The 22,240-nt window shown below is 70.5% G+C and carries 21 protein-coding genes; 9 read left to right on the top strand and 12 right to left on the bottom strand.

The annotated features are described in order from the left end of the window. Window positions 1-4: 4 nt before the first annotated feature. Window positions 5-802 carry a sugar phosphate isomerase/epimerase family protein gene (locus tag H0H10_RS02525; RefSeq protein WP_188179134.1) on the top strand — a complete coding sequence of 266 codons (798 nt, stop codon included), beginning with the start codon at window positions 5-7 and terminating at the stop codon, window positions 800-802. Window positions 803-841: 39 nt separating this feature from the next. Here H0H10_RS02525 and H0H10_RS02520 read toward each other — a convergent pair whose 3' ends face one another. The 9 genes from H0H10_RS02520 to H0H10_RS02480 form a co-directional block, all read right to left on the bottom strand. After that, window positions 842-1,540: a contact-dependent growth inhibition system immunity protein gene (locus H0H10_RS02520; protein WP_188179124.1), complete on the bottom strand. Its 699-nt coding sequence runs from the start codon at window positions 1,538-1,540 to the stop codon at window positions 842-844. Window positions 1,541-1,550: 10 nt separating this feature from the next. After that, a complete protein-coding gene (locus H0H10_RS02515; RefSeq protein ID WP_188179123.1) occupies window positions 1,551-1,850 on the bottom strand; it encodes an RNase A-like domain-containing protein in 300 nt (99 codons plus the stop codon). 12 nt (window positions 1,851-1,862) lie between these two features. After that, window positions 1,863-2,453 carry a hypothetical protein gene (locus H0H10_RS02510; protein WP_188179122.1) on the bottom strand — a complete coding sequence of 197 codons (591 nt, stop codon included), beginning with the start codon at window positions 2,451-2,453 and terminating at the stop codon, window positions 1,863-1,865. Next, window positions 2,450-3,526 carry an RNase A-like domain-containing protein gene (locus tag H0H10_RS02505; RefSeq protein WP_188179121.1) on the bottom strand — a complete coding sequence of 359 codons (1,077 nt, stop codon included), beginning with the start codon at window positions 3,524-3,526 and terminating at the stop codon, window positions 2,450-2,452. Before H0H10_RS02505 ends, H0H10_RS02510 begins: the two co-directional genes overlap by 4 nt. Window positions 3,527-3,962: 436 nt before the next feature. Then, window positions 3,963-4,352: a D-ribose pyranase gene (gene rbsD / locus H0H10_RS02500; protein ID WP_188179120.1), complete on the bottom strand. Its 390-nt coding sequence runs from the start codon at window positions 4,350-4,352 to the stop codon at window positions 3,963-3,965. After that, on the bottom strand, window positions 4,349-5,251 hold the full coding sequence (locus H0H10_RS02495; protein WP_188179119.1) for a ribokinase: 903 nt from the start codon (window positions 5,249-5,251) through the stop codon (window positions 4,349-4,351). The genes rbsD and H0H10_RS02495 overlap by 4 nt, the downstream gene beginning before the upstream one ends. A gap of 68 nt (window positions 5,252-5,319) precedes the next feature. Continuing rightward, window positions 5,320-7,272, bottom strand: a complete 1,953-nt coding sequence (locus tag H0H10_RS02490; RefSeq protein ID WP_188179118.1) for an ABC transporter permease/substrate-binding protein — start codon at window positions 7,270-7,272, stop codon at window positions 5,320-5,322. Further along, window positions 7,262-8,785 (bottom strand): sugar ABC transporter ATP-binding protein, encoded by a 1,524-nt coding sequence (locus H0H10_RS02485; RefSeq protein WP_188179117.1) that lies wholly within the window; start codon window positions 8,783-8,785, stop codon window positions 7,262-7,264. Before H0H10_RS02485 ends, H0H10_RS02490 begins: the two co-directional genes overlap by 11 nt. Beyond that, the gene (locus H0H10_RS02480; RefSeq protein ID WP_188179116.1) at window positions 8,782-9,858 is read right to left on the bottom strand and encodes a LacI family DNA-binding transcriptional regulator; all 1,077 of its coding nucleotides are present in this window, start codon (window positions 9,856-9,858) and stop codon (window positions 8,782-8,784) included. The genes H0H10_RS02485 and H0H10_RS02480 overlap by 4 nt, the downstream gene beginning before the upstream one ends. A gap of 196 nt (window positions 9,859-10,054) precedes the next feature. Here H0H10_RS02480 and H0H10_RS02475 point away from each other — a divergent pair, with 196 nt between their 5' ends. The 3 genes from H0H10_RS02475 to H0H10_RS02465 all read left to right on the top strand — a co-directional run bounded on the left by H0H10_RS02475 (window position 10,055) and on the right by H0H10_RS02465 (window position 13,207). Further along, window positions 10,055-11,242 (top strand): sensor histidine kinase, encoded by a 1,188-nt coding sequence (locus H0H10_RS02475; protein WP_309141714.1) that lies wholly within the window; start codon window positions 10,055-10,057, stop codon window positions 11,240-11,242. Further along, a complete protein-coding gene (locus H0H10_RS02470) occupies window positions 11,239-11,937 on the top strand; it encodes a response regulator (RefSeq protein ID WP_188179115.1) in 699 nt (232 codons plus the stop codon). The genes H0H10_RS02475 and H0H10_RS02470 overlap by 4 nt, the downstream gene beginning before the upstream one ends. 94 nt (window positions 11,938-12,031) lie before the next feature. Further along, window positions 12,032-13,207, top strand: coding sequence for a serine hydrolase domain-containing protein (locus H0H10_RS02465; protein WP_188179114.1), 1,176 nt, complete (start codon window positions 12,032-12,034; stop codon window positions 13,205-13,207). 17 nt (window positions 13,208-13,224) lie between these two features. On the opposite strand, the gene H0H10_RS02460 is transcribed toward H0H10_RS02465, so the two are convergent. Beyond that, complete coding sequence (locus H0H10_RS02460; RefSeq protein ID WP_188179113.1) at window positions 13,225-13,635, bottom strand: ATP-binding protein; 411 nt, start codon at window positions 13,633-13,635, stop codon at window positions 13,225-13,227. Between the two features lie 223 nt (window positions 13,636-13,858). Here H0H10_RS02460 and H0H10_RS02455 point away from each other — a divergent pair, with 223 nt between their 5' ends. The 5 genes from H0H10_RS02455 (at window position 13,859) to H0H10_RS02435 (ending at window position 18,957) form a co-directional block, all read left to right on the top strand. Further along, window positions 13,859-14,695 (top strand): helix-turn-helix domain-containing protein, encoded by an 837-nt coding sequence (locus H0H10_RS02455; RefSeq protein ID WP_188179112.1) that lies wholly within the window; start codon window positions 13,859-13,861, stop codon window positions 14,693-14,695. 9 nt (window positions 14,696-14,704) lie between these two features. Beyond that, a complete protein-coding gene (locus tag H0H10_RS02450) occupies window positions 14,705-14,893 on the top strand; it encodes a DUF397 domain-containing protein (protein ID WP_188179111.1) in 189 nt (62 codons plus the stop codon). Between the two features lie 9 nt (window positions 14,894-14,902). Further along, on the top strand, window positions 14,903-15,094 hold the full coding sequence (locus H0H10_RS02445) for a DUF397 domain-containing protein (RefSeq protein ID WP_188179110.1): 192 nt from the start codon (window positions 14,903-14,905) through the stop codon (window positions 15,092-15,094). 88 nt (window positions 15,095-15,182) lie between these two features. Continuing rightward, window positions 15,183-17,435 carry an SF1B family DNA helicase RecD2 gene (recD2, locus tag H0H10_RS02440; RefSeq protein ID WP_188179109.1) on the top strand — a complete coding sequence of 751 codons (2,253 nt, stop codon included), beginning with the start codon at window positions 15,183-15,185 and terminating at the stop codon, window positions 17,433-17,435. A gap of 232 nt (window positions 17,436-17,667) precedes the next feature. Beyond that, a complete protein-coding gene (locus tag H0H10_RS02435) occupies window positions 17,668-18,957 on the top strand; it encodes a citrate synthase (protein WP_188179108.1) in 1,290 nt (429 codons plus the stop codon). Between the two features lie 610 nt (window positions 18,958-19,567). On the opposite strand, the gene H0H10_RS02430 is transcribed toward H0H10_RS02435, so the two are convergent. Together H0H10_RS02430 and H0H10_RS02425 are read right to left on the bottom strand one after the other, a co-directional pair. Continuing rightward, on the bottom strand, window positions 19,568-21,862 hold the full coding sequence (locus H0H10_RS02430; protein WP_188179107.1) for a heavy metal translocating P-type ATPase: 2,295 nt from the start codon (window positions 21,860-21,862) through the stop codon (window positions 19,568-19,570). Window positions 21,863-21,956: 94 nt separating this feature from the next. Further along, window positions 21,957-22,196 (bottom strand): heavy-metal-associated domain-containing protein, encoded by a 240-nt coding sequence (locus H0H10_RS02425; protein ID WP_188179106.1) that lies wholly within the window; start codon window positions 22,194-22,196, stop codon window positions 21,957-21,959. Window positions 22,197-22,240: the final 44 nt, after the last annotated feature.

Here is a 22,240-nt window from a genome sequence, read left to right as displayed (position 1 = left end):
CCAGATGACGGTCAAGCAGCTGTCGCTGCCGGAACTGGCCGACGCCTGCCGGGAACTGGGCGTCAGGAACGTCGGCCTGTGGCGCGAACCGGTGCAGAGGTACGGCGTGGAGGCCGCCGCCAAGCTGATGCGGGACGCGGGCCTGACCGTCACCACCCTGTGCCGGGGCGGCTTCCTCACCGCGATCGACCCCGTCGAACGGGCCGAGGCCCTGGGCGACAACCACGCCGCGATCGACGAGGCCGCCACGCTCGGCACGGACACGCTGGTGCTGGTCTCCGGCGGGCTCCCCTTCGACAGCAGGGACCTGCACGGGGCCCGGGAGCGCATCGCGGACGCCCTCGCGATCCTCGGCCCCTACGCGGCCGAGCGCGGTGTCCGCCTCGCCATCGAGCCCCTGCACCCGATGTACGCCTCCGACCGCTGCGTGGTCTCCACCCTCACCCAGGCCCTGGACATCGCCGAACGCTTCCCCGCCGAGCAGGTCGGCGTCACGGTCGACACGTACCACATCTGGTGGGACGACCAGGCGCCGCGCCAGATCGCCCGGGCGGGCGCGGCCGGCCGCATCCACACCTTCCAGCTCGCCGACTGGACCACCCCCCTGCCGGAGGGCGTCCTCAACGGCCGCGGCCAGATCGGCGACGGCGCGATCGACATGCGGGAGTGGAAGGGCTACGTGGAGGCCGCCGGCTACACCGGCCCGATCGAGGTCGAACTCTTCAACGAGGCCCTGTGGGCCCGCGACGGACGGGAGGTACTGGCGGAGACGGCGGAGCGGTTCGCGGAGCACGCCGCCTAGCGTGGCGGGGATGCGCCCGGGCCCGGTACGGACCCGGCCTCAGAAAGCTGTGTCTCCCTGGGGTCCGGGCCGGTACTCGCCGCGTGGCGCGCCGAGGCGCTCGGCCACCAGCGTCAGCCACCCGTCGATGCCGTACGGCGCCGGCGGGTCGACCTCCATGCCCAGTTCGGTGACCGCCAGGGCGTGACCGGACTCGTCCAGGCCGAGGGTGAACAGCTCGTGCAGCTCACCGACGAGGCGCGCCACAAGGTGCGGGTCGGTGGAGGACCGGTAGTTCTCCACCGCCTCGTCGTGGCTGGTGAACTCGTCCGGCATCTCCTGTGAGAACCAGCCGCCCAGGAACTGCCCGGTCTCGGGGAACCGAGCGTGCCACTCCCAGTGCGTCGTGGGTACCGACGGGGGCGGCACGTCACCTTCCTCGATGCTGCGTCTGACGTGGTCGGCGAGGCAGCGCAGCCACCGCTGGATCTCATCGCCGGCCAGGCCCACATCCGGGACCGCGTGGAACTCTCCGAGTTTCAGCCGCAACCGGCCCGGTGGATGTTCCGCGTACTCGCGAAGCTGATGCTCGGCGATCGCCAGCGCCCACGGCCGGCTGTGCCAGGTCTGACGGAGGTACGCCGTCAAGGCCTGGCCGGCCCGGTCCGGAGTGTCGTCGGCGGGTTGCCCGGTGTAAGCCCGGAGCACCTGCTCCAGTTCCCCGTAGCGGCGGTCGTGATCGATAGGGCTCAGAGGCATGGCGGGCCCTCTACAGATAGACGGGAAACGTTGCGTGGACGGTGAAACCGTGCGGGTGCGCGGGATCCCGTCTGAGGATGACCCGGGCCGCGCGTACGTCGACGGGATCGCGCCCCGCGAGCATCATGGCCTGCAGCAGAACGCGTCCCACCGGCTCGCTGCGAGTGGGCCACGACGCCTCGATGGTCAGACGTGACCGCGTGGACTGGGCCAGCCAGCGGTGGATGACGTGCTCGTTGGCATTCACGACCTGCTGGGTGGCCCACTGGGCGGTCTCGTGATCGGGGTAGGTGGCGGAGCGGGTGCGCAAGGTGGGGTCCCTTCAGTCTTCCCAGAACGCCCAGAAGACGCCGATTTCCGTATCGGACACGGCGACGAGCCCACAGTCAGTGGTGTAGACGGAAAGACAGTCCCACTCTGCGTCGGGGTTCAGGAGGTCGGCGTCGGGGTTCCTGTGGGCTTCGGCCGCGTTCGTGAAGAAGCGGCTGTGGGCACCGAACCGCGACAAGATCGTCCGTGAGCTCCTGAACAGCGTTTCCTTCCGCTGCTCGAAGTCGGGGATGTTGGCGGCCTGGTACATATCGCCTTGCAGCGCGACCAGGAGCCGGCCGGCTGATTCTCCTCCGATCTCGTGCAGGGAGTTCCCGGTCTCCTCGGGGCTCCAGGGAAAGAACGGAGAATTCGTACCACTGCGGTTCTCGTCGACTTCGGGCGCGTAATTGAGTGAAGCCCAGCGCCGTGGATCGGTGGCCTTGAGAGCCATGACCGTGGTCACATCACGGCGCCAGTCTTCATGGCGCCTGGGCCCCACCTGTGCGAAGGTCCAGCCCCCACCGAACAGATCGAGTACGGCGGATTTCCAGGAATCTGCGTCGACAACGGGTTCTTGCTCCGGCACGGCGCTCCTGTTCATGAGTTGGGAAGGGTGTCGCTGGGCATTGCGGTAAGTACAACATATGGTGGTTGGCCGCCGGGAGCGGGCCGAAGAGTGACCAGCACCTTGTCGGAGTCGTGCGCCTGTGGATCTCCGCGTGCCCAGGAACGGCCCACGGGGTGACTGAATTCGAGGCCGATGTTCCTCGTCTGGTTGGGCTGCGTCGGATTTCTGCTCAGCCACCGGTCTATCTTGCGCTGGTTGTCGGGATCGTCGAGCACGGCCTGGGTGTAGCGCTGTGCCTCGTTCAGGTTGTTGAACGTGGACACGGCGATGGGCCTGGTGACCCCGTCCGGGTACAGTCTTGCCTGGTCCCGGAGCCGCTGCTCCAACTGCTCGTCCGTCTTGCCCACGTGCTTGTCGATGACGTGAGCGCCCGCCAGACCCTCCTGATTGGCCAAGTCCACGGGGTATTTGTGCTTCGACTCGTCGTCTCCCGGGACGGTGTAGAGGGGATTGCCCTTGAAATCCGTCAGCGCACGCGCACCGAACGCTTCCGCCCGGGCTTCCTCCGCCTTGAAGGAGGGGGCACTTTTGTGCGCCTCGTCCAGAGCGCTGGTCAGGTCCTTGAGGCGACGCGTCTGGCGATCGATTCGGTTGTTGTACTCCGTCACCGCATTGTTCATCGCCTGCTCGTCAAGGTTCAGGACGATTCCCGACGACAGGTCGGTGACCAGCCCCTTGCCGAATTTCAGCAGCCCTTTGCCCAGATTCTTGACGTCCTTGAGGTCCACTCCGTCGCTCAAGTCGATCTGAGGCAAAGTGTCGATGACCGCTTTGCGGTAGATCCGGTGGAGATCCTCGCGCACGTCTTCGGCGGCCTTCGCGAAGTGGTAGACGGCATCCACCATCACTTCGCAGGTGTCGAACAGGACTGCGAAGACGGGATGGTTCGCCCCTGGGCTGCCGAAGCTGTCGTTCTTCCAGTTGTAACCGTGCTGCTCCTTGCCCCAGGCCGAAGTGCCCCACAGCGTGCTGCAGAACGTACGCATGGCGCCGTACCACTCACTGTTGGACTGCTGAGTGATGCCCTGGACAAGCGGCGTCAGCATTCCGTCGACGGTCCTGCATGTCGTTGAGGTCGTCTGCGAGCTTGGTCAGGTCATCGTCAGACACACGCAAATCCGGCTTCGTGCCCTGACTGGTTGGTGTGTCTGGCAACCCCATGGCGAATCTTCCCGTCCTGTTCGACAGCAGCAGGCAATGGCCCGGACTCATTGGACAGATGATCCTATGGGGCGGCTGCGAAGCAGAGTTCGAGAAGCCCTTCGGAGGCGAGATGGCGGGCTCCCGGCGCGGGGCGAGGTGGTCGGGACAGCCGGAAAAGAATCTTTTCCCACCCGTGCAACCCTTCCCGCCCCCCGCGGGTCGTACTTGGCATCAGGACACCCGGTGGGGGGATCCGGGGGGATCGCGGGGGTTCTGACGGGAGGGGAAAACCCAAGGGGGCCAGGTCGTGGACCTGGCCCCCCGAAGTTCCGGGTCGCCTCAGAAGAAGACCCCGCACCGCAGCAGCACGTTCGCGTACGGGCGGGCCTCCCCGGTGCGCACCACCAGCCGTGCCCGGGCCGACAGCTCCTTCAGCCGCTCGTGGGGGACCAGTTCCAGCCCGGGGAAGCAGTCGTCGAGGAGCGCCGCGGTCTCCGCGTTGGCCTCCCGGACCTCCGTCGCCGCCGTCGCGCCCTCGATGACCAGCTCGGCCAGCAGGCCGTCCAGGACCTCCGCGAACGACGGCACCCCGGCCCGGAACGCCAGGTCCACCACCCGCGGGCCACCGGGGATCGGCATGCCCGCGTCGCACACCAGCACCCCGTCGCCGTGGCCCAGTTCGGCCAGCGCGCCGGACAGATGGCGGTTCAGTATCCCGGCCCTCTTCACAGCGCCTCGACCTCCGCCGCCGTCGGGTACGACTCCTGCGCCCCCGCCCTCGTGACGGCCGCCGCCCCGACCCGGGCCGCGTACGCCGCCGCCTCGGCGAGCGAGGCGCCCGTGCCCAGCCGCCAGGCCAGCGCCGCCGTGAACGCGTCGCCCGCGCCCGTGGTGTCCACGGCCTCCACCTTCACGGACGGGACCCGGCAGACGCCCTCGGCGGACGCCACCAGCGCCCCCTCGGCGCCCAGCGTCACCACCACCGAGCGCGGCCCCTTGGCCAGCAGGAGCCCCGCCCAGTCCTCGGGCCGCTCGCTGACGCAGGACTCGCCCAGGATCACCTTCGCCTCGTGCTCGTTCACGATCAGCGGGTCGCAGGCCGCCAGCACCTCGCGCGGCAGCGGACGCGGAGGCGACGGGTTCAGCACGAAACGGCTGTCCGGCGCCAGGTTCCGCACCACCTCCACGACCGACTCCAGCGGGATCTCCAACTGCGCCGAGACCACCCGGGAGGCGTGGAAGAGGCTCCCGGCGGCGCGGACGTCCTCCGGTGTCAGACGGCCGTTCGCGCCCGGCGAGACCACGATGCTGTTGTCCCCGGAGGGATCCACCGTGATCAGCGCGACACCGGTCGGCGCCCCGCCCACCAGGACGCCCACGGGATCGACGCCCGCCGCCCGCTGCGAGTCCAGCAGCAGCCGGCCGTAGTCGTCGTCGCCGACCCGGGCCAGCAGAGCCGTCCGGGCCCCGAGCCGGGCGGCGGCCACCGCCTGGTTCGCGCCCTTGCCGCCCGGGTGGACGGCCAGGTCGGAGCCGAGCACCGTCTCGCCGGCACCCGGCCGGCGCTCGACACCGATCACCAGGTCGGCATTGGCCGACCCCACGACCAGGAGGTCGTAGTCGTACATTAATCGCTCCCCGATCCCAATGACAGGAAGCGGGCGGTCGCCGTGACCGCCCGCCCGTGCCCCGTGTGTCAGCCGTCGAAGCCGGCCACGTTGTCCTTCGTGACCACCTTCACCGGCACCTTCACCATCTCCTTCACCTGCTTGCCCTCGGCGGCCCGCAGTGCGTTGTCCACGGCGATCCTGCCCAGTTCCTTCGGCTGCTGCGCGACGGACGCGAACAAAGTGCCCGCTTCGACCGCCTTCAGCCCGTCCGGCGTACCGTCGAAGCCGACGACCTGGACCGACTTGCCGGCCTTGGAACCCAGCGCCTTGATCGCGCCGAGCGCCATCTCGTCGTTCTCCGCGAAGACGCCCTTGATGTCCGGGTGCGCCTGGAGCAGGTTCGTCATCACGTCCAGACCCTTGGTGCGGTCGAAGTCCGCGGGCTGCTTGGCGACCACCTTGATACCGGGGTAGGCCTTCAGACCGGCCGCGAAGCCCGCCCCGCGCTCCCGGCTGGCGGAGGTGCCGGCCTGGCCCTGGAGGATGACGATGGTGCCCTTGCCGCCCAGCTTCTCCGCGAGCGCCTTGGCGCCCAGCTCACCGCCCTCGACGTTGTCGGAGGCGACCAGCGCGGACGTGTCCGCCTTGTTGACGCCGCGGTCCACGGCGACGACGGGGATGTCCGACTTGTTCGCCCCGCGCACCGAGGGACCGGCCGCGTCGGAGTCCACCGGGTTCACGATGATCGAGGACAGGCCCTCACTGGTGAAGTTCTGCAGCTGGTTGGCCTGCTGCGAGGCGTCGTTCTGCGCGTCCGTGACCGTCAGGTCCACGCCCAGCTTCTTCGCCTCCTCCTGCGCTCCGGCCCGGATCTGCACGAAGAACGGGTTGTTGAGCGTCGACAGCGACAGGCCGATCTTCTGGGACTTGCCGTCGGAGGAGCCGCTGTGCAGCAGCGAGGTCGCACCGACGACGGCCACCGCGACGACCGCCGCGATCACGTACGTCAGCGCCTGCCTGCCCTTGCCGCCACCGGAGGCCCCGGCCGCCGGCGTGGTCGCCCCCGCCTTGCGGCGCACCGTGTCCAGCAGCACCGCCAGCGCGATCACGACACCGATGACGACCTGCTGCCAGAACGCGGAGACCGACAGCAGGTTCAGCCCGTTGCGCAGCACCGCCAGGATCAGCGCGCCGATCAGCGTGCCCGACGCCTTGCCGGTGCCGCCCGCCAGCGAGGCGCCGCCGATGACGACCGCGGCGATGGCGTCCAGCTCGTAGCCCTGCGCGGCCTGCGGCTGCGCGGAGGACAGCCGGGAGGCGAGCACGATGCCCGCGGCGGCGGCGAACAGCCCGGAGAAGGCGTAGATGGCGAGCTTCTGCTTCTTCACCTTCAGCCCGGACAGCCGCGCGGCCTCCTCGTTGCCGCCGATGGCGTACATGGAGCGGCCGATGTACGTCCGGCCGAGGACGAACGCCGTGATCAGGCCCATGACGACCATCACGAGCACCGGCACCGGCAGCCAGCCGCCGAGCGTGTCGCCGAGGTGCGAGACCGAGTCAGGGAAGGTGATCGGCGAGCCCTGCGAGATGACCAGGGACAGACCGCGGCCGACCGACAGCATGGCCAGCGTGGCGATGAACGGCGGCAGCTTCCCGTACGAGATGAGGAAACCGTTCACCAGACCGCACGCGATGCCCGTCGCGACCGCCAGGACCACCGCCAGGACGACCGGCATCCCGGCCTCGGTGGCGCTCCACGCCAGCACGGTGGCCGACAGCGCGGCGACCGAGCCGACCGACAGGTCGATGCCCGCCGAGACGATCACGAAGGTGACGCCGAAGGCGAGGATCGCGGTCACGGCGGCCTGGACGCCGACGTTCAGCAGGTTGTCGGCGGTCAGGAAGTCCCCGGACAGCGCCGACATGGCGATGACGAGGACGATCAGCGCGGTCAGCGCGCCGTTCTCCAGCAGCAGGCGGCGCACACCGCCCGTGGCGCCCTGCGCGCCCGGCTTGCTCTTGAGCGTGTCAGTGGCCACGGGGGCCCTCCGTTCCATTGCTGTGGGGGGTGCTGACGGCGAGTGCCATCACGGCGTCCTGGGTGGCCTCCTCGGCGGGGAGTTCGCCGGCGACGCGCCCCTGCGCCATGACCACCACGCGGTCGCTCATGCCGAGCACCTCGGGCAGGTCGCTGGAGATCATCAGGACGGCGGCACCCTGCGCGGTCAGTTCGTTGATGAGCTGGTAGATCTCGACCTTGGCGCCGACGTCGATGCCGCGCGTCGGCTCGTCGAGGATCAGCACCTTGGTGTTGGCCAGCAGCCACTTGCCGATGACGACCTTCTGCTGGTTGCCGCCGGACAGGGTGCGCACGTGCTGGCCGAGGCCCGCCATCCGCACACCGAGCTGCCCGGCGATCCGGGCCGCGGCCTCGTGCTGTCCCTTGAGGTCGACGAGCCCCGCGCGGGAGGCCGACCTGAGGGTGACCAGTCCGAGGTTCTCCTCCACGGAGGCGTCGAGGACCAGCCCCTGGCCCTTGCGGTCCTCGGGGACGAGTCCGATGCCGGCCGCCATGGCGGCGTTCACGTCGTGCCGGCGCAACTGCGTGCCGGCGACCTTCACGGCGCCCTTGTCGTACGGGTCCGCGCCGAACACCGCCCGGACGACCTCCGTCCGCCCGGCGCCGACGAGGCCCGCGATGCCGACGACCTCACCGGCGCGCACCTCGAAGCTCACGTCGTGGAAGACGCCGTCCCGCGTCAGCCCCTCGACCTTGAGCAGTGCCTCGCCGGTCTCGGGCCGTTCGCGCGGGTACTGCTGCTCGATCGACCGCCCGACCATGAGCCGTACGAGCTCGTCCTCGGGCGTGGAGGCGGGCACCTGTCCGACGCTCCTGCCGTCACGGATCACGGTGACCCGGTCGCCCAGGGCGGCGATCTCCTCCAGGTGGTGGGTGATGAAGACGATCCCGACGCCGTCCTCGCGCAGCCGCCGCACGATGGCGAACAGCTTCTCGACCTCCTCGGAGGTGAGCACGGCGGTCGGCTCGTCCATGATGAGCACGCGCGCGTCCAGGCTGAGCGCCTTGGCGATCTCGACCATCTGGAGCCGGGCGATGCCCAGTTCACGCACCCGCGTGCGGGGCGAGACGTTCACGCCGACCCGCTCCAGGAGGACGGCCGCATCGGCGTCCATCTTCTTCCGGTCGATCATCCCCAGGCGGCGCGGCTGCCGCCCCAGGAAGATGTTCTCGGCGACCGTCAGATCGGGGACGAGGTTGAACTCCTGGTAGATGGTGGCGATCCCGAGGCGCTCGGAGTCCTGCGCACCGTTGATGCGCACCTCCTCGCCGCCGGCCAGGATCCGCCCGGCATCGGGCGTGTAGGCGCCGGAGAGCATCTTGATGAGGGTGCTCTTGCCCGCGCCGTTCTCACCGAGCAGCACGTGGACCTCACCCCGGCGCAGGTCGAAGTCGACACCGTCGAGCGCGACCACGCCGGGAAAGGTCTTGCGGATGCCCTCGATGCGCAGCAACTCGTCCGGGTTGCTCACGACGTACTCCTTCGTACGGGGGACGGGGACTGTGCGGGGGACGGGGACCGGGTGGGGGAGGGGGACGGGGGCCGCGTGGGGCCCCGCTCGCCGCACGAGCGGCGGACGACGAGCCGGGCGGGGAGCGTGACGGACTCGCCGGGCCGTCCCTCGATGCGGTCGACCAGGGCGCGCACGGCGGCCCGCCCCAGCTCGCCCGTGGGCTGGGCGATCGCGGTGACCGGCGGATCGGTGTGCACGAACCAGCGGACGTCGTCGAACGCGGCCAGCGCGATGTCCTCGGGCACGCGCAGCCCGCGTGCGCGGACCGCGTCCAGCGCGCCGAGCGCCATCAGGTTGTCGGCGGCGAAGACGACCTCGGGCGGCTCGGGCAGGTCGAGGAAGCCCTCGGTGACCCGGCGCCCGCTGCCGGCCTGGAAGTCGCCCTGGCCGATGTAGGCGCCGGGGAGGTCGAGGCCGTACGCGGCGAGCGCCTCCCGGAAGGCGTCGACGCGCTCCCGGCCGGTGGTGGTGGCGGCCGGGCCGGCGATGATGGCCAGCCGCCGGTGCCCGAGCCCGTACAGATGCGCCACGAGGTCCCGCACGGCCTCACGCCCGTCCGACCGGACCACGGGCACGTCCACGCCCGGGATCCACCGGTCGACGAACACCATGGGCGTCCCGGCCCGCGCGGCCTCCAGCATCCGCGGCGAGCCGCCGTCGGTGGGGGAGACGAGCAGCCCGTCGATACGCCGGTCCAGCAGCGTCGTCACGTGGTGGTCCTGGAGATCGGGCCGCTCGTCGGCGTTGCCGATGATGACGCTGTACCCGAGCGCGCGGGCCTCCTCCTCGACGGAGCGGGCCAGCTCGGTGAAGTACGGGTTCAGCACGTCGCTGATGACCAGGCCGAGGGTGCGGGTGGTGTCGGTGCGCAGCGACCGGGCGACGGCGTTCGGGCGGTAGCCCAGCGCCTCGACGGCGGCCAGCACACGCGTGCGTGCGTCGGCACTGACCGACGGGTGGCCGTTGAGGACGCGCGAGACCGTCGCGACGGACAGCCCCGCCTCGGCGGCGACGTCCTTGATGCTCGCCATCGTCGTTCCACCTCCTCGTGGAATCGATTACACGGAGGATTGGAAACGATTACACGAGTGGATGGCAAGGGGTCCGGGGGTGGCCGAGACGCAATCGTGACCCGGAGCGCCGCGGTGCGGGCAAGCGCGGTGGCGATGCGGCCCCGCGGGCCGGTTACCGTCTGGCGGCAGCAGGTGACGCGACGAGGAGGCTCGGGTGAGGGGCGTGCGTGCGGACGTGAGGGACCGCTGGGAGCGGGCCCGGGCGCTGGCGGCGGACAACCCGCTGCTGACCGACCTCGGGATCGCGCTGCTGGTCCAGGCGGCGATGACGATGCCGTTCGTGGTCCCGCGCTCACCCGGGATGGAACCGGCGACCTGGTCCGCGTACGGACTGACCACGATCACCGTGATCCCCCTGGTCTGGCGCCGGCGCGCTCCGGTCGCCGTCCTGCTCGTGTTCCTGGCCACCACCGGCCTGTACGGACTGGCCGTCGAGGGGCCCGGGCAGCCGCTGCCGTACGCCGGGCTCGTCATCGTCTACACGATCGCCGTGCTCTGCCCGCCGCGCGCCCGGCTGGCCGCCGCGCTCCTGCTGCTGATGGCCGTGCCGGTGGGGGTGTGGCTCAACACCCGTTCCCTGCGCGAACTGACCTTCAGCCTCTTCGTGTTCGCGGCGGCCTACGTCTTCGGGCGGCTGACCCACGCCCGTCAGCGGGCGAACCTGATCGAGGCCGAGCAGGCCGCCGCACGCGAACGGGCCCGGATCGCACGCGAGATGCACGACATCCTCTCCCACGCGGTGAGCCTGATGATCGTGCAGGCGGAGGCCGGCCCGGTGGCGGTGCGTGCCGCGCCGGAGAGGGCGGAGGCCGCCTTCGACGCGATCTCCGCGACGGGCCGGGACGCCATGGCGCAGCTCCGCCGGATGCTGGGCGTGCTGCGGGAGGACGACGAGCCGGCGGCCGCCACGCGCGCGCCGCAGCCCCGCCTCACCGACCTCCCCGAACTGCTGGAGCGGGTACGGGCCGGCGGTCTGGAGGTCGTGTACGGGACGCAGGGCGACGCGCGCCCGCTGCCGGAGGCCACCGAGGCGACCGTCTTCCGGATCGTGCAGGAAGCGCTGACGAACACGGTCAGGCACGCGGCGGCACGTAGCGTGTCCGTACTACTGGTCCACGGGGAGGACGACTTGCACATCGACGTGACGGACGACGGACGGGGTCCGCAGGCCGGTCCGGGCGGCGGCCACGGACTCGTGGGGATCCGCGAGCGGGCGGCGGCGCACGGGGGGACGGCGGTCACGGGACGCGGCCCCGACGGGCGGGGCTTCTCGGTGCGCGTCAGCATCCCCGTGCCGTCGTCCGTGCCGACGTCGACGCCCTCGGTGGAGGTGGCGCGTTGACGATCCGTGTGGTGGTCGCCGACGACCAGGAACTGGTGCGCAGCGGTTTCGCGATGATCCTGGACGTCCAGCCGGACATCGAGGTGGTCGCGGAGGCGGGCGACGGCGCGGAGGCGGTCGACGCGGTGCGCAGGCACGAGCCCGAGGTGGCCCTGCTCGACATCCGGATGCCGCGCATGGACGGCATCGAGGCCTGCCGCGCCATCAGCGCGATGGGCGACTGCCGGACGGTGATGCTGACGACCTTCGACTCCGACGAGTACGTGTACGACGCGCTGCACGCCGGGGCGAGCGGCTTCCTGCTGAAGGACGTCCGCCGCGACGACCTCGTGCACGCGGTACGGGTGGTGGCGCGCGGCGACTCGCTGCTCGCGCCGTCCGTGGCCCGGCGCCTGGTGGAGCAGTACACCCGGCCACCGCGGCCCGATCCCCGCCTGGACGTGCTGACCGGGCGCGAGCGGGAGACGCTGCTGCTGCTCGCGCGGGGCATGTCGAACACCGAGATCGCCGCCGAGCTGGTCATCAGCGACCACACGGTCAAGACCCATGTCGGCAACGTGCTCGCCAAGCTGGGACTCAGGGACCGGATCCAGGCCGTGATCTGCGCGTACGAGACGGGCCTCGTCGCGGCCGGGGATCCCCCGCCCGGGGGACCCTGCCGGCCCGGTCCCTCCCCCGCTCCGGCGAGGTACTGACCCCGCAGGACCGCCTGCGCGGCCGATCCGCGAAGACGCCGTGGTCACAAGGATGGAGGTGTCCTGAACGACGCTTCCCTCAACGGAGTTGACCATGAAGAGAACGACTCGCACGCTCCTGGCCGCCGCACTCGTCCTCGGCGTCGCGGCGGGGCCGGCGGTGCTGCCGGCCGCCGCGGCCGGTCCGTCGCCCGTGGCCTCCGCGCACTCCTCGGACCCTGCCCTGGAGACGGCGATGGAGGCCGCCCTCTCGACCGTCCCGTCGGCGGACACGACGGCGGCGCTGGTGCGGGTCGGGGGTGCCGACGGTGTCTGGCGGGGCAGCGCGGGCGTGCACGACCTGAAGACCGGCCGGCCGGCCGACCCAGACGGCCGCTTCCGCGTCGGGTCGGTGACCAAGGTCTTCACGGCGGCGGTCGCGCTGCAGTTGGCCGGCGAGGGCAGGCTGGACCTGGACCGCAGCGCCCGCTCGTACCTGCCGGAGCTGATCCCGGCGTCGTACGCGGGCGTCACCGTCCGGCAGCTGCTCGACCACACGCACGGCATCCCGGCCGCCGACCTGCCCGGGACCACGGTCGAGGAGCGGTACGCGAACCGCTTCCTGATCCACGACCCCGAGGACCTGGTCCGCTCGGCGACGTCGAAGGACCCCGAGTTCGCACCCGGCAAGCGGCAGCACTACCTCAACATCGGCTACACCATCGCCGGCCTGCTGATCGAACGCGTCACGCACGACTCGTACGAGCACCAGGTCGCCCGCCGGATCCTGGAGCCGCTCGGACTGCGCGACACCTACCTCCCCGGCAAGAACCCGCGCATCGTGGGACCGCACAACCACGGCTACCAGACGATGACGCTGGACGACGGGACGACCGGCCTGCGCGACGTCTCCGTGTGGGGGACGACGGAGGCCTGGGCGGCCGGCGACCTCGTCTCCACCACGGCGGACCTCGAAAGGTTCACGAAGGCCCTGTTCAAGGGCCGGATCGTGCGCGGACCGCTGCTGGAGGAGATGTTCACGGTGCCGAAGGTGACGGCCTTCGGGAGCGAGGAGCCGGCCGCGTACTCCGTCGGCCTCTCGGTGAAGACGCTGGGCGGCCGTGAGGTCTGGGGCAAGACGGGCGGCCGCTGGGGGTACAACGCGGCCATCGGCTCCACCCGCGACGGCTCCCGCACCCTCGTCTACAGCGTCAACTCCACGGACGCGAAGGGGCAGGACATGAACGAGGTGGCCATGAAGCTCATGGTGGCCGCCTTCGGCAGGCCGTAGCCGTTCCCGCACCGCCCTCAGGCGGCACCCAGCTCGCACCACACGTACTTGCCCCGGTTGCCGTGTCTGGCCAGGGGGTGCCACCCCCACACGTCGGCGCAGGCCCGCACCAGCGCGAGCCCCCGCCCCTCCTCCGCATCCTCCCCCCGCTCGAACGGCACCGGCGGCTCCGGCGGTTCGGGGTCCGCGTCCCACGCCCCGATCCGCAGGGTGCCGGGCGGCGACCAGCGCACGCGGAGGGCGGCGGGGCCCTTCGTGTGCCGTACGGCGTTCGTGATCAGCTCGGTCGCCAGCAGCTCGGCGACGTCGACGAGCCGGATCAGTCCGTGCATGGTCAGGATGAGCCGGAGCGTGCGGCGACTGACGGTGACGGCGCGGAGGTCGTTGGGGATGTGGAGGGAGTACTCCCACGGTTCGTTGTCGGGCATGGGTCAACTCCGTGTGGTCAGGAGGGAGTCAATGAGGGAGGGGGATCGGTTTCATTGCCGCAGCCGTCATGGCAGGACGGAGCGGTGCGCTTCCGATGTCCCGGTGTCGCACGGTGTGCGTCGCGTCACTGACGGTAGATCTAAATCTAGGGACGCGGCAAGCCGGTCACGTAATCTGACGCCGAACGAGTCGTATCAACAGGCGTGTGAGGAGGGTCAGTCGATGGTGAAGAGGCGCGAACCAACTGCACGCCAGATGCGACTGGCGACTGAACTGCGCAGACTCCGCGAGGCCGCAGGTCTCAACTCCCGCCAGGCAGCTGCGCTGCTCGGCGTGGCCCCCGCCCAGATCACCCATATCGAGTCCGCGCTTGCGGGCGTGAGCGAGCAGCGACTTCGCCGCCTCGCCTCCCATTACGCCTGCACCGACGAGGAGTTCATCGACGCCCTCGTTGCGATGGCGACTGACCGGACACACGGCTGGTGGGAGGAGTATCGGGGCTTCCTGCCCACGTCGTTCCTGGACCTGTCCGAGCTGGAGCACCACGCCCGGTTCCTCCGCCACGTGGCAATCCTGTACGTACCGGGCCTGCTCCAGACCGAGGACTACTCGCGTGCCGTCTTCTCGTCAAGACTCCCGGAACTTACCGACGAGGAAGTCGAGTTGCGCATCCAGCACCGCAAGGCGCGCCAGGGGTTCACCATTCCCTACGAGGCGGTGATCCACGAGGCGGCACTCCGGATCAGAGTCAGCGATCGTGCCACCTCAAGGGCCCAGCTCGCGCGACTCCTGGAGCTCTCCGAAGCGGACCACATCACCGTGCGTGTCATCCCCCTTGACCTGGACGGTTTCGCCAGGGCCTCCAGCACGATGACCTACGTGGGCGGCCCCCTGCCCAAGCTGGACACCGTGGTCCGCGACGCGCTGCACGGCTCGGCCTTCATTGATTCCGAGGCTCAGCTCAACACGTACCGGACGAGTTTTCATAAGGTGGAGACGGCGTCACTCGACCCCGGACAGTCGCGTGATTTCATCCACAGCCTGGCGAAGGAGCTATAGGGGAACCCCATGGACAACTGGCGGAAGTCGTCCTACTCGGGCCCGGGCGACGGCAACGAGTGCGTGGAGATCGCAAACTCACCCACCCACGTCGCCGTCCGCGACTCCAAGGCCCCTGCCCGGGCCACCCTCACCTTCCCCGTATCGGCCTTCATCCCCTTCCTCGAAGCGCTCAAGCAGTCACCGAAGGAGCTATGAGCCGTTCCCATGGCCATCCCCGACAACTGGCGTAAGTCGTCCTACTCCGGCGGGGGCGACGGCAACAACTGTGTCGAAGTCGCGGTCTCTCCCACCCGCACCGCCGTCCGCGACACGAAGGCCCCGGCCACGGCAACCCTGACCTTCCCGGCCGAAGCCTTCACCCCCTTCCTCGAAGCCCTGAAGAAAAGCCGCCGCTGACCGCCCTTGCCGTACCGGCGGAACTCCGACGTCTTCACCGCCCATGGCCGGGCCGCCCCCTGTCACACCCCACCGGTACCGTCGGACCATGCCCAACCAGTCCGCAGCGGCACCCGGCGAACGGCGTCTCGCCACGCTCGAAGGTGTCCTGGAGCGCATCACGTACGCCAACGAGGAGAACGGGTACACCGTCGCCCGCGTCGACACCGGCAGAGGTGCCGGCGACCTCCTCACGGTCGTCGGTGCGCTGCTCGGTGCGCAGGTCGGGGAGTCCCTGCGGATGGAGGGCCGCTGGGGCTCGCACCCGCAGTACGGCAAGCAGTTCCACGTCGAGAACTACACGACCCTCCTCCCGGCCACCGTCCAGGGCATCCGCCGCTACCTCGGCTCCGGCCTGGTCAAGGGCATCGGCCCGGTCTTCGCCGACCGCATCACGCAGCACTTCGGGCTGGACACCCTGAAGATCATCGAGGAGGAGCCCAAGCGGCTCATCGAGGTCCCCGGGCTCGGCCCCAAGCGGACCAAGAAGATCGCCGACGCCTGGGAGGAGCAGAAGGCGATCAAGGAGGTCATGCTCTTCCTCCAGACCGTCGAGGTGTCGACCTCCATCGCCGTGCGGATCTACAAGAAGTACGGGGACGCCTCGATCTCCGTCGTGAAGAACCAGCCCTACCGGCTGGCGGCCGACGTGTGGGGCATCGGGTTCCTCACCGCCGACAAGATCGCCCAGTCGGTCGGCATCCCGCACGACAGCCCGGACCGCGTGAAGGCCGGCCTGCAGTACGCCCTGTCGCAGGCCACCGACCAGGGCCACTGCTATCTGCCCGAGGAGAAGCTGATCGCCGACGCGGTGAAACTGCTCCAGGTGGACACCGGGCTCGTCATCGAGTGCCTCGGCGAGCTGGCCGCCGAGCCGGAGGAAGGCGAGGACCCCGGAGTCGTACGGGAGAAGGTGCCCGACCCCGAGGGCGGCGACCCGGTCACCGCCGTCTACCTCGTCCCCTTCCACCGCGCCGAGCTGTCCCTCTCCGCCCAGCTCCTGCGCCTGCTGCGCACTCCCGAGGACCGGATGCCCGGCTTCCGGGACGTGGCCTGGGACAAGGCGCTCGGCTGGCTCAAGGGGCGTACGGGCGCCGACCTCGCGCCCGAGCAGGAGGCGGCCGTCAGGCTGGCGCTGACCGAGAAGGTCGCCGTCCTCACCGGCGGCCCCGGCTGCGGCAAGTCCTTCACGGTCCGCTCGATCGTGGAGCTGGCCCGCGCGAAGAAGGCGAAGGTGGTGCTCGCCGCCCCGACCGGCCGCGCCGCCAAGCGGCTGGCCGAGCTGACCGGCGCCGAGGCGTCCACCGTCCACCGGCTGCTGGAGCTCAAGCCGGGCGGCGACGCCGCCTACGACCGGGACCGGCCGCTGGACGCCGACCTGGTGGTGGTCGACGAGGCGTCCATGCTGGACCTGCTCCTCGCCAACAAGCTGGTCAAGGCGGTGCCGCCGGGCGCGCACCTGCTCTTCGTCGGGGACGTCGACCAGCTGCCCAGCGTCGGCGCGGGGGAGGTGCTGCGCGACCTGCTCGCCGACGGCAGCCCCGTCCCGGCCGTCCGCCTCACGCGCGTCTTCCGCCAGGCCCAGCAGTCCGGCGTGGTGACGAACGCGCACCGGATCAACGCGGGGCAGCACCCGGTCACCGACGGCATGAAGGACTTCTTCCTCTTCGTCGAGGACGACACGGAGGAGGCGGGCCGGCTCACGGTCGACGTCGCCGCGCGCCGCATCCCGGCCAGGTTCGGCCTCGACCCGCGCCGGGACGTGCAGGTCCTGGCCCCCATGCACCGCGGACCCGCCGGCGCGGGCACCCTCAACGGCCTTCTCCAGCAGGCCGTCACCCCGGGCCGCCCGGACGTGCCCGAGAAGCGTTTCGGCGGCCGGGTGTTCCGCGTCGGCGACAAGGTCACCCAGATTCGCAACAATTACGAGAAGGGGGAGAACGGTGTCTTCAACGGCACCGTGGGCGTGGTCACCTCGCTCGACCCGGTGGACCAGCGCCTCACCGTACTGACGGACGAGGACGAGGAGGTTCCGTACGAATTCGACGAACTGGACGAACTGGCCCACGCCTACGCGGTGACCATCCACCGCTCCCAGGGCAGCGAGTACCCGGCGGTGGTCATCCCGGTGACCACGGGCGCCTGGATGATGCTCCAGCGGAACCTGCTGTACACGGCGGTCACCCGGGCCAGGAAACTGGTCGTCCTCGTCGGGTCGCGCAAGGCGATCGGACAGGCGGTGCGCACGGTGTCGGCCGGCCGGCGCTGCACGGCGCTCGACTTCCGGCTGGCGGGCTCCTGACTGCTCAAACCTCTCGGCCGGTGTGACAAAAATGATCGATCAAACGAGTCGCAAAGGTCACAGAGCACTTCCCGAAGGGGATGAGAGGGGGCAGTATGAGCAAGTTGGCGGCACTGAGTGCCGCCGATAGGCCCGATGGTCGACCCCGAGTGCACTCTCCTGAGCCAAGTGGGGGATGGTAGAGACAGTCAGGGCACCTCGAAGATGAGGCACTACGTCGGTGAGGGAAGACGTGAGCGACAACTCTGTAGTACTGCGGTACGGCGACGGCGAGTACACCTACCCGGTGATCGACAGCACCGTCGGCGACAAGGGCTTCGACATCGGGAAGCTCCGCGCCCAGACCGGTCTGGTCACGCTGGACAGCGGTTACGGCAACACCGCCGCCTACAAATCCGCCATTACGTATCTGGACGGCGAGGCGGGCATCCTCCGTTACCGCGGCTACCCGATCGAGCAGCTGGCCGAGCGCTCCACCTTCCTGGAGGTCGCCTACCTGCTGATCAACGGCGAGCTGCCGACGGTCGACGAGCTCACCGCGTTCAAGAACGAGATCACGCAGCACACCCTGCTGCACGAGGACGTCAAGAACTTCTACAAGGGCTTCCCGCGCGACGCCCACCCGATGGCCATGCTGTCCTCGGTGGTCTCCGCACTGTCCACGTTCTACCAGGACAGCCACAACCCCTTCGACGAGCAGCAGCGCAACCTCTCCACCATCCGCCTGCTCGCCAAGCTCCCGACGATCGCCGCCTACGCGTACAAGAAGTCGGTCGGCCACCCCTTCGTCTACCCGCGCAACGACCTCGGCTACGTCGAGAACTTCCTGCGCATGACCTTCTCGGTCCCGGCGCAGGAGTTCGAGCTGGACCCGATCGTGGTCTCCGCGCTCGACAAGCTGCTGATCCTGCACGCGGACCACGAGCAGAACTGTTCGACCTCCACGGTCCGCCTGGTCGGCTCCTCGCAGGCGAACATGTTCGCCTCCATCTCCGCCGGCATCAACGCGCTGTGGGGCCCGCTGCACGGCGGCGCCAACCAGTCGGTGCTGGAGATGCTGGAGGGCATCCGCGACGCCGGCGGCGACGTCGACTCCTTCATCCGCAAGGTGAAGAACAAGGAGGACGGCGTCCGCCTGATGGGCTTCGGCCACCGGGTCTACAAGAACTTCGACCCGCGCGCCAAGATCATCAAGGCCGCTGCGCACGACGTGCTCTCCGCCCTCGGCAAGTCCGACGAGCTGCTGGACATCGCTCTGAAGCTGGAGGAGCACGCGCTCGCCGACGACTACTTCGTCTCGCGCAACCTCTACCCGAACGTCGACTTCTACACCGGCCTGATCTACCGGGCCATGGGCTTCCCGACCGAGATGTTCACGGTCCTGTTCGCCCTCGGCCGGCTGCCGGGCTGGATCGCCCAGTGGCACGAGATGATCAAGGAGCCGGGCTCCCGCATCGGCCGCCCGCGCCAGATCTACACGGGCGTGGTCGAGCGTGACTTCGTGCCGGTCGAGGAGCGCTGAGCCTTCCCTCGCCGCTCATCAGGGGCCTCGTACTCGACTCGTCGGGTGCGGGGCCTTTCCCGTACCGCCGCGGCCTCTCCGGGGCGTTCGTGAGGCCGGCGCACAGCAGAAGGCGCCCCGGTGCGCCGGTCCCCCCACGGGCCGACGACCAGGGCGCCTTCCCATGTCCCGGTGCGGATTCCCCCCACGGGATCCGGCCGGGCGTCTGTGAGGACAGCGCCTGAATCGCTGTGTGTGCACGGCGGGCGGAACTCGCCGTGTCGCTGCTTGTCCGCTGCGGCCTGCCGGGACAGCGCACGCCCGGGAGGGCCGCTCAAAGCTTCCCGGTGTACGTGTCCCGGCAACGCATCTCTGAGGAGGTCCCCCAAGACATCCCCAGATGCCAGGTGGCGCCCCCCAAGACGCTGCCTGACATCGCCAACTTAGACCTTCGAGCCCCTTCGATGGTTACGTTCACATCACTGTGATCTGCGTCTCTTGCATATGTCCGTTAGATACGCAAGAGCCCCGATATGGCGAACGAGACCCAAGCGTAAGGAAGATGCGCGAGCCTTGTGAAGAGCTTATGTGAGGCGCGTGCAGGACTCCAGAGGCACTCCCCGCCCCGGCCTCAGCGGAACGCCCGCAGGCGGAGGCTGTTGGTGACCACGAACACCGAGGAGAAGGCCATCGCGGCCCCGGCGATCATCGGGTTCAGCAGGCCCGCGGCGGCCAGCGGCAGTGCGGCCACGTTGTAGCCGAAGGCCCACACGAGATTGCCCTTGATCGTCGCGAGGGTCCTCCGGGACAGCCGGATCGCGTCCCCGGCCACCCGCAGGTCCCCGCGCACCAGCGTCAGGTCGCCCGCCTCGATCGCCGCGTCCGTCCCCGTGCCCATCGCCAGGCCGAGGTCGGCGGCGGCGAGGGCGGCGGCGTCGTTGACGCCGTCACCGACCATGGCGACCGCACGCCCCTCGGCCTGCAGCCGCCGGACCACGTCGACCTTGTCCTGCGGCAGCACCCCGGCGATCACCTCGTCGATGCCGACGGCCCGGGCGACGGACTCCGCGACGGTCCGGTTGTCACCGGTCAGCAGCACGGGCCTGAGGCCCAGCCGGCGCAGCTCGGCCACCGCCTCGGCGCTGGTGTCCCGGACGGCGTCGGCCACGGCGAGGACGCCGCGCGCCTCGCCGTCCCAGGTGACCACGACGGCCGTACGGCCGCTGCGCTCGGCCTCGTCCCTGGCGCGGGCCAACCCGGGCGGCAGCCGGTCGTGGAGGCGTCCCACGGCCACCTCGTGGCCCTCCACGCGTGCGCGTGCACCGCGACCGGGCACGTTCTCGAAGTCCTCGGCGGCCGGCAGCGCACCGGTCCGCTCCTCGGCGGCGGCCGCGATCGCACGGGCCACGGGGTGCTCCGAGGCGTGCTCGACGGCGCCCGCGAGGCGCAGCAGCTCCTTCTCGTCGGTGCCCTCGGCGGCGTACACCTCGTGCAAGGTCGTGCGGCCGGTCGTGACGGTGCCGGTCTTGTCCAGCACCACGGTGTCGACGCGACGGGTGGACTCCAGCACCTCCGGGCCCTTGATGAGGATGCCGAGCTGGGCGCCGCGTCCCGTGCCGACCAGCAGCGCGGTCGGGGTGGCCAGGCCCAGGGCGCACGGGCAGGCGATGATCAGGACGGCGACGGCCGCGGTGAACGCGGCGACGGTGTCACCGGTGGCCCCCAGCCAGCCGCCGAAGGTGGCGGCCGCGATCAGCAGCACGACGGGCACGAAGACCCCGGAGATCCGGTCCGCGAGCCGCTGCACCTCGGCCTTGCCGCTCTGCGCGTCCTCCACCAGCCTCGCCATCCGTGCCAGCTGCGTGTCGGCGCCGACCCGGGTGGCCTCGACGACCAGCCGGCCCCCGGCGTTGACCGTGGCGCCGGTCACGGCGTCCCCCACGCCCACGTCCACCGGCGCCGACTCGCCGGTCAGCAGGGAGGCGTCCACCGCGGAGGAACCTTCGACGACGGTCCCGTCGGTGGCGATCTTCTCGCCGGGCCGTACGACGAACCGGTCGCCGACGGCCAGCCGGGCGACCGGGATCCGCACCTCCCGGCCGTCGCGCAGTACGGCCACGTCCTTGGCGCCCAGCTCCATCAGCGCTCGCAGCGCCGCCCCGGCGCGCCGCTTGGAGCGGGCCTCCAGCCAGCGGCCCAGCAGCAGGAAGGCGGTGACGCCGGCGGCGGTCTCCAGATAGATCGCCGAGGCGCCGTCCGCGCGGGAGACGGTGAGGTCGAAGCCGTGCCGCATGCCCGGCATGCCCGCGTCGCCGAGGAACAGCGCCCACAGGGACCAGCCGAACGCCGCCAGCGTGCCCAGCGAGACCAGCGTGTCCATGGTGGCCGCACCGTGCCGGACGTTCGTCCAGGCGGCGCGGTGGAAGGGCAGGCCGCCCCAGACGACGACGGGCGCGGCCAGGGTGAGCGAGAGCCACTGCCAGTTGTCGAACTGCAGCGCCGGGACCATCCCGAGCAGCACGACGGGCGCGGCCAGGAGGGCGGAGACGACGAGGCGCCGCCAAAGGGCCGACAGCTCGGGGTCGTCCTCCCCGGAGGCCGCCCGGGGCGTCTCCTCGCCGGCGGGCGGCTGCGGCGGCGGGGGCTCCTCGGCGGTGTACCCGGTCCGCACGACGGTGGCGATCAGCTCGGCGACCGGGGTCGTCGCGGGGTGGGTGATCCTGGCCTTCTCCGTGGCGTAGTTCACCGTGGCGGTGACGCCGTCCATGCGGTTGAGCTTCTTCTCGACCCGGGCGGCGCAGGACGCGCAGGTCATGCCGCCGATGATCAGCTCGACCTCGGCCAGGCCGGGCCCGGCGTCCGGGCCGGCGGGGGCGGAGGGGGTTCCCGCGGCGGTGGAAGGGGTTCCTGCGGTGGTGGTGGTCATGCTCCGGGCTCCAGACGACTGACCGGGCCGTGCGTGGCGCGGCCCGGTCGAAAGGGGGGTGCCGGGCGCTCCCGGCGGTGCCTGGGCGCGCCGCTCAGGCCTTGCCGACGAGCTCGAAGCCCGCCTCGTCCACGGCGGCGCGCACGGCCTCGTCGTCGAGCGGGGCCTCGGAGACGACGGTGACCTCGCCGGTGGAGGCGATCGCCTTCACCGAGCCGACGCCGGGGATCTCGGAGATCTCGCCGGAGACGGCGCCCTCGCAGTGCCCGCAGCTCATCCCGCTCACCTTGTAGACGGTGGTGACGGAACCCGGGGTGTCGGTCTGGGTGCTCATGTCGTTACTCCTCGTCCTGGTGTGCAGGTCTGGGGTACCCGTGA

The sequence above is a fragment of the Streptomyces griseicoloratus genome (genome assembly GCF_014534645.1).
Lineage (GTDB): Bacteria > Actinomycetota > Actinomycetes > Streptomycetales > Streptomycetaceae > Streptomyces > Streptomyces griseicoloratus.
The sequence above is the reverse complement of the archived record's forward strand: the minus strand, read 5'-3'. Positions and strand labels throughout refer to the sequence as shown.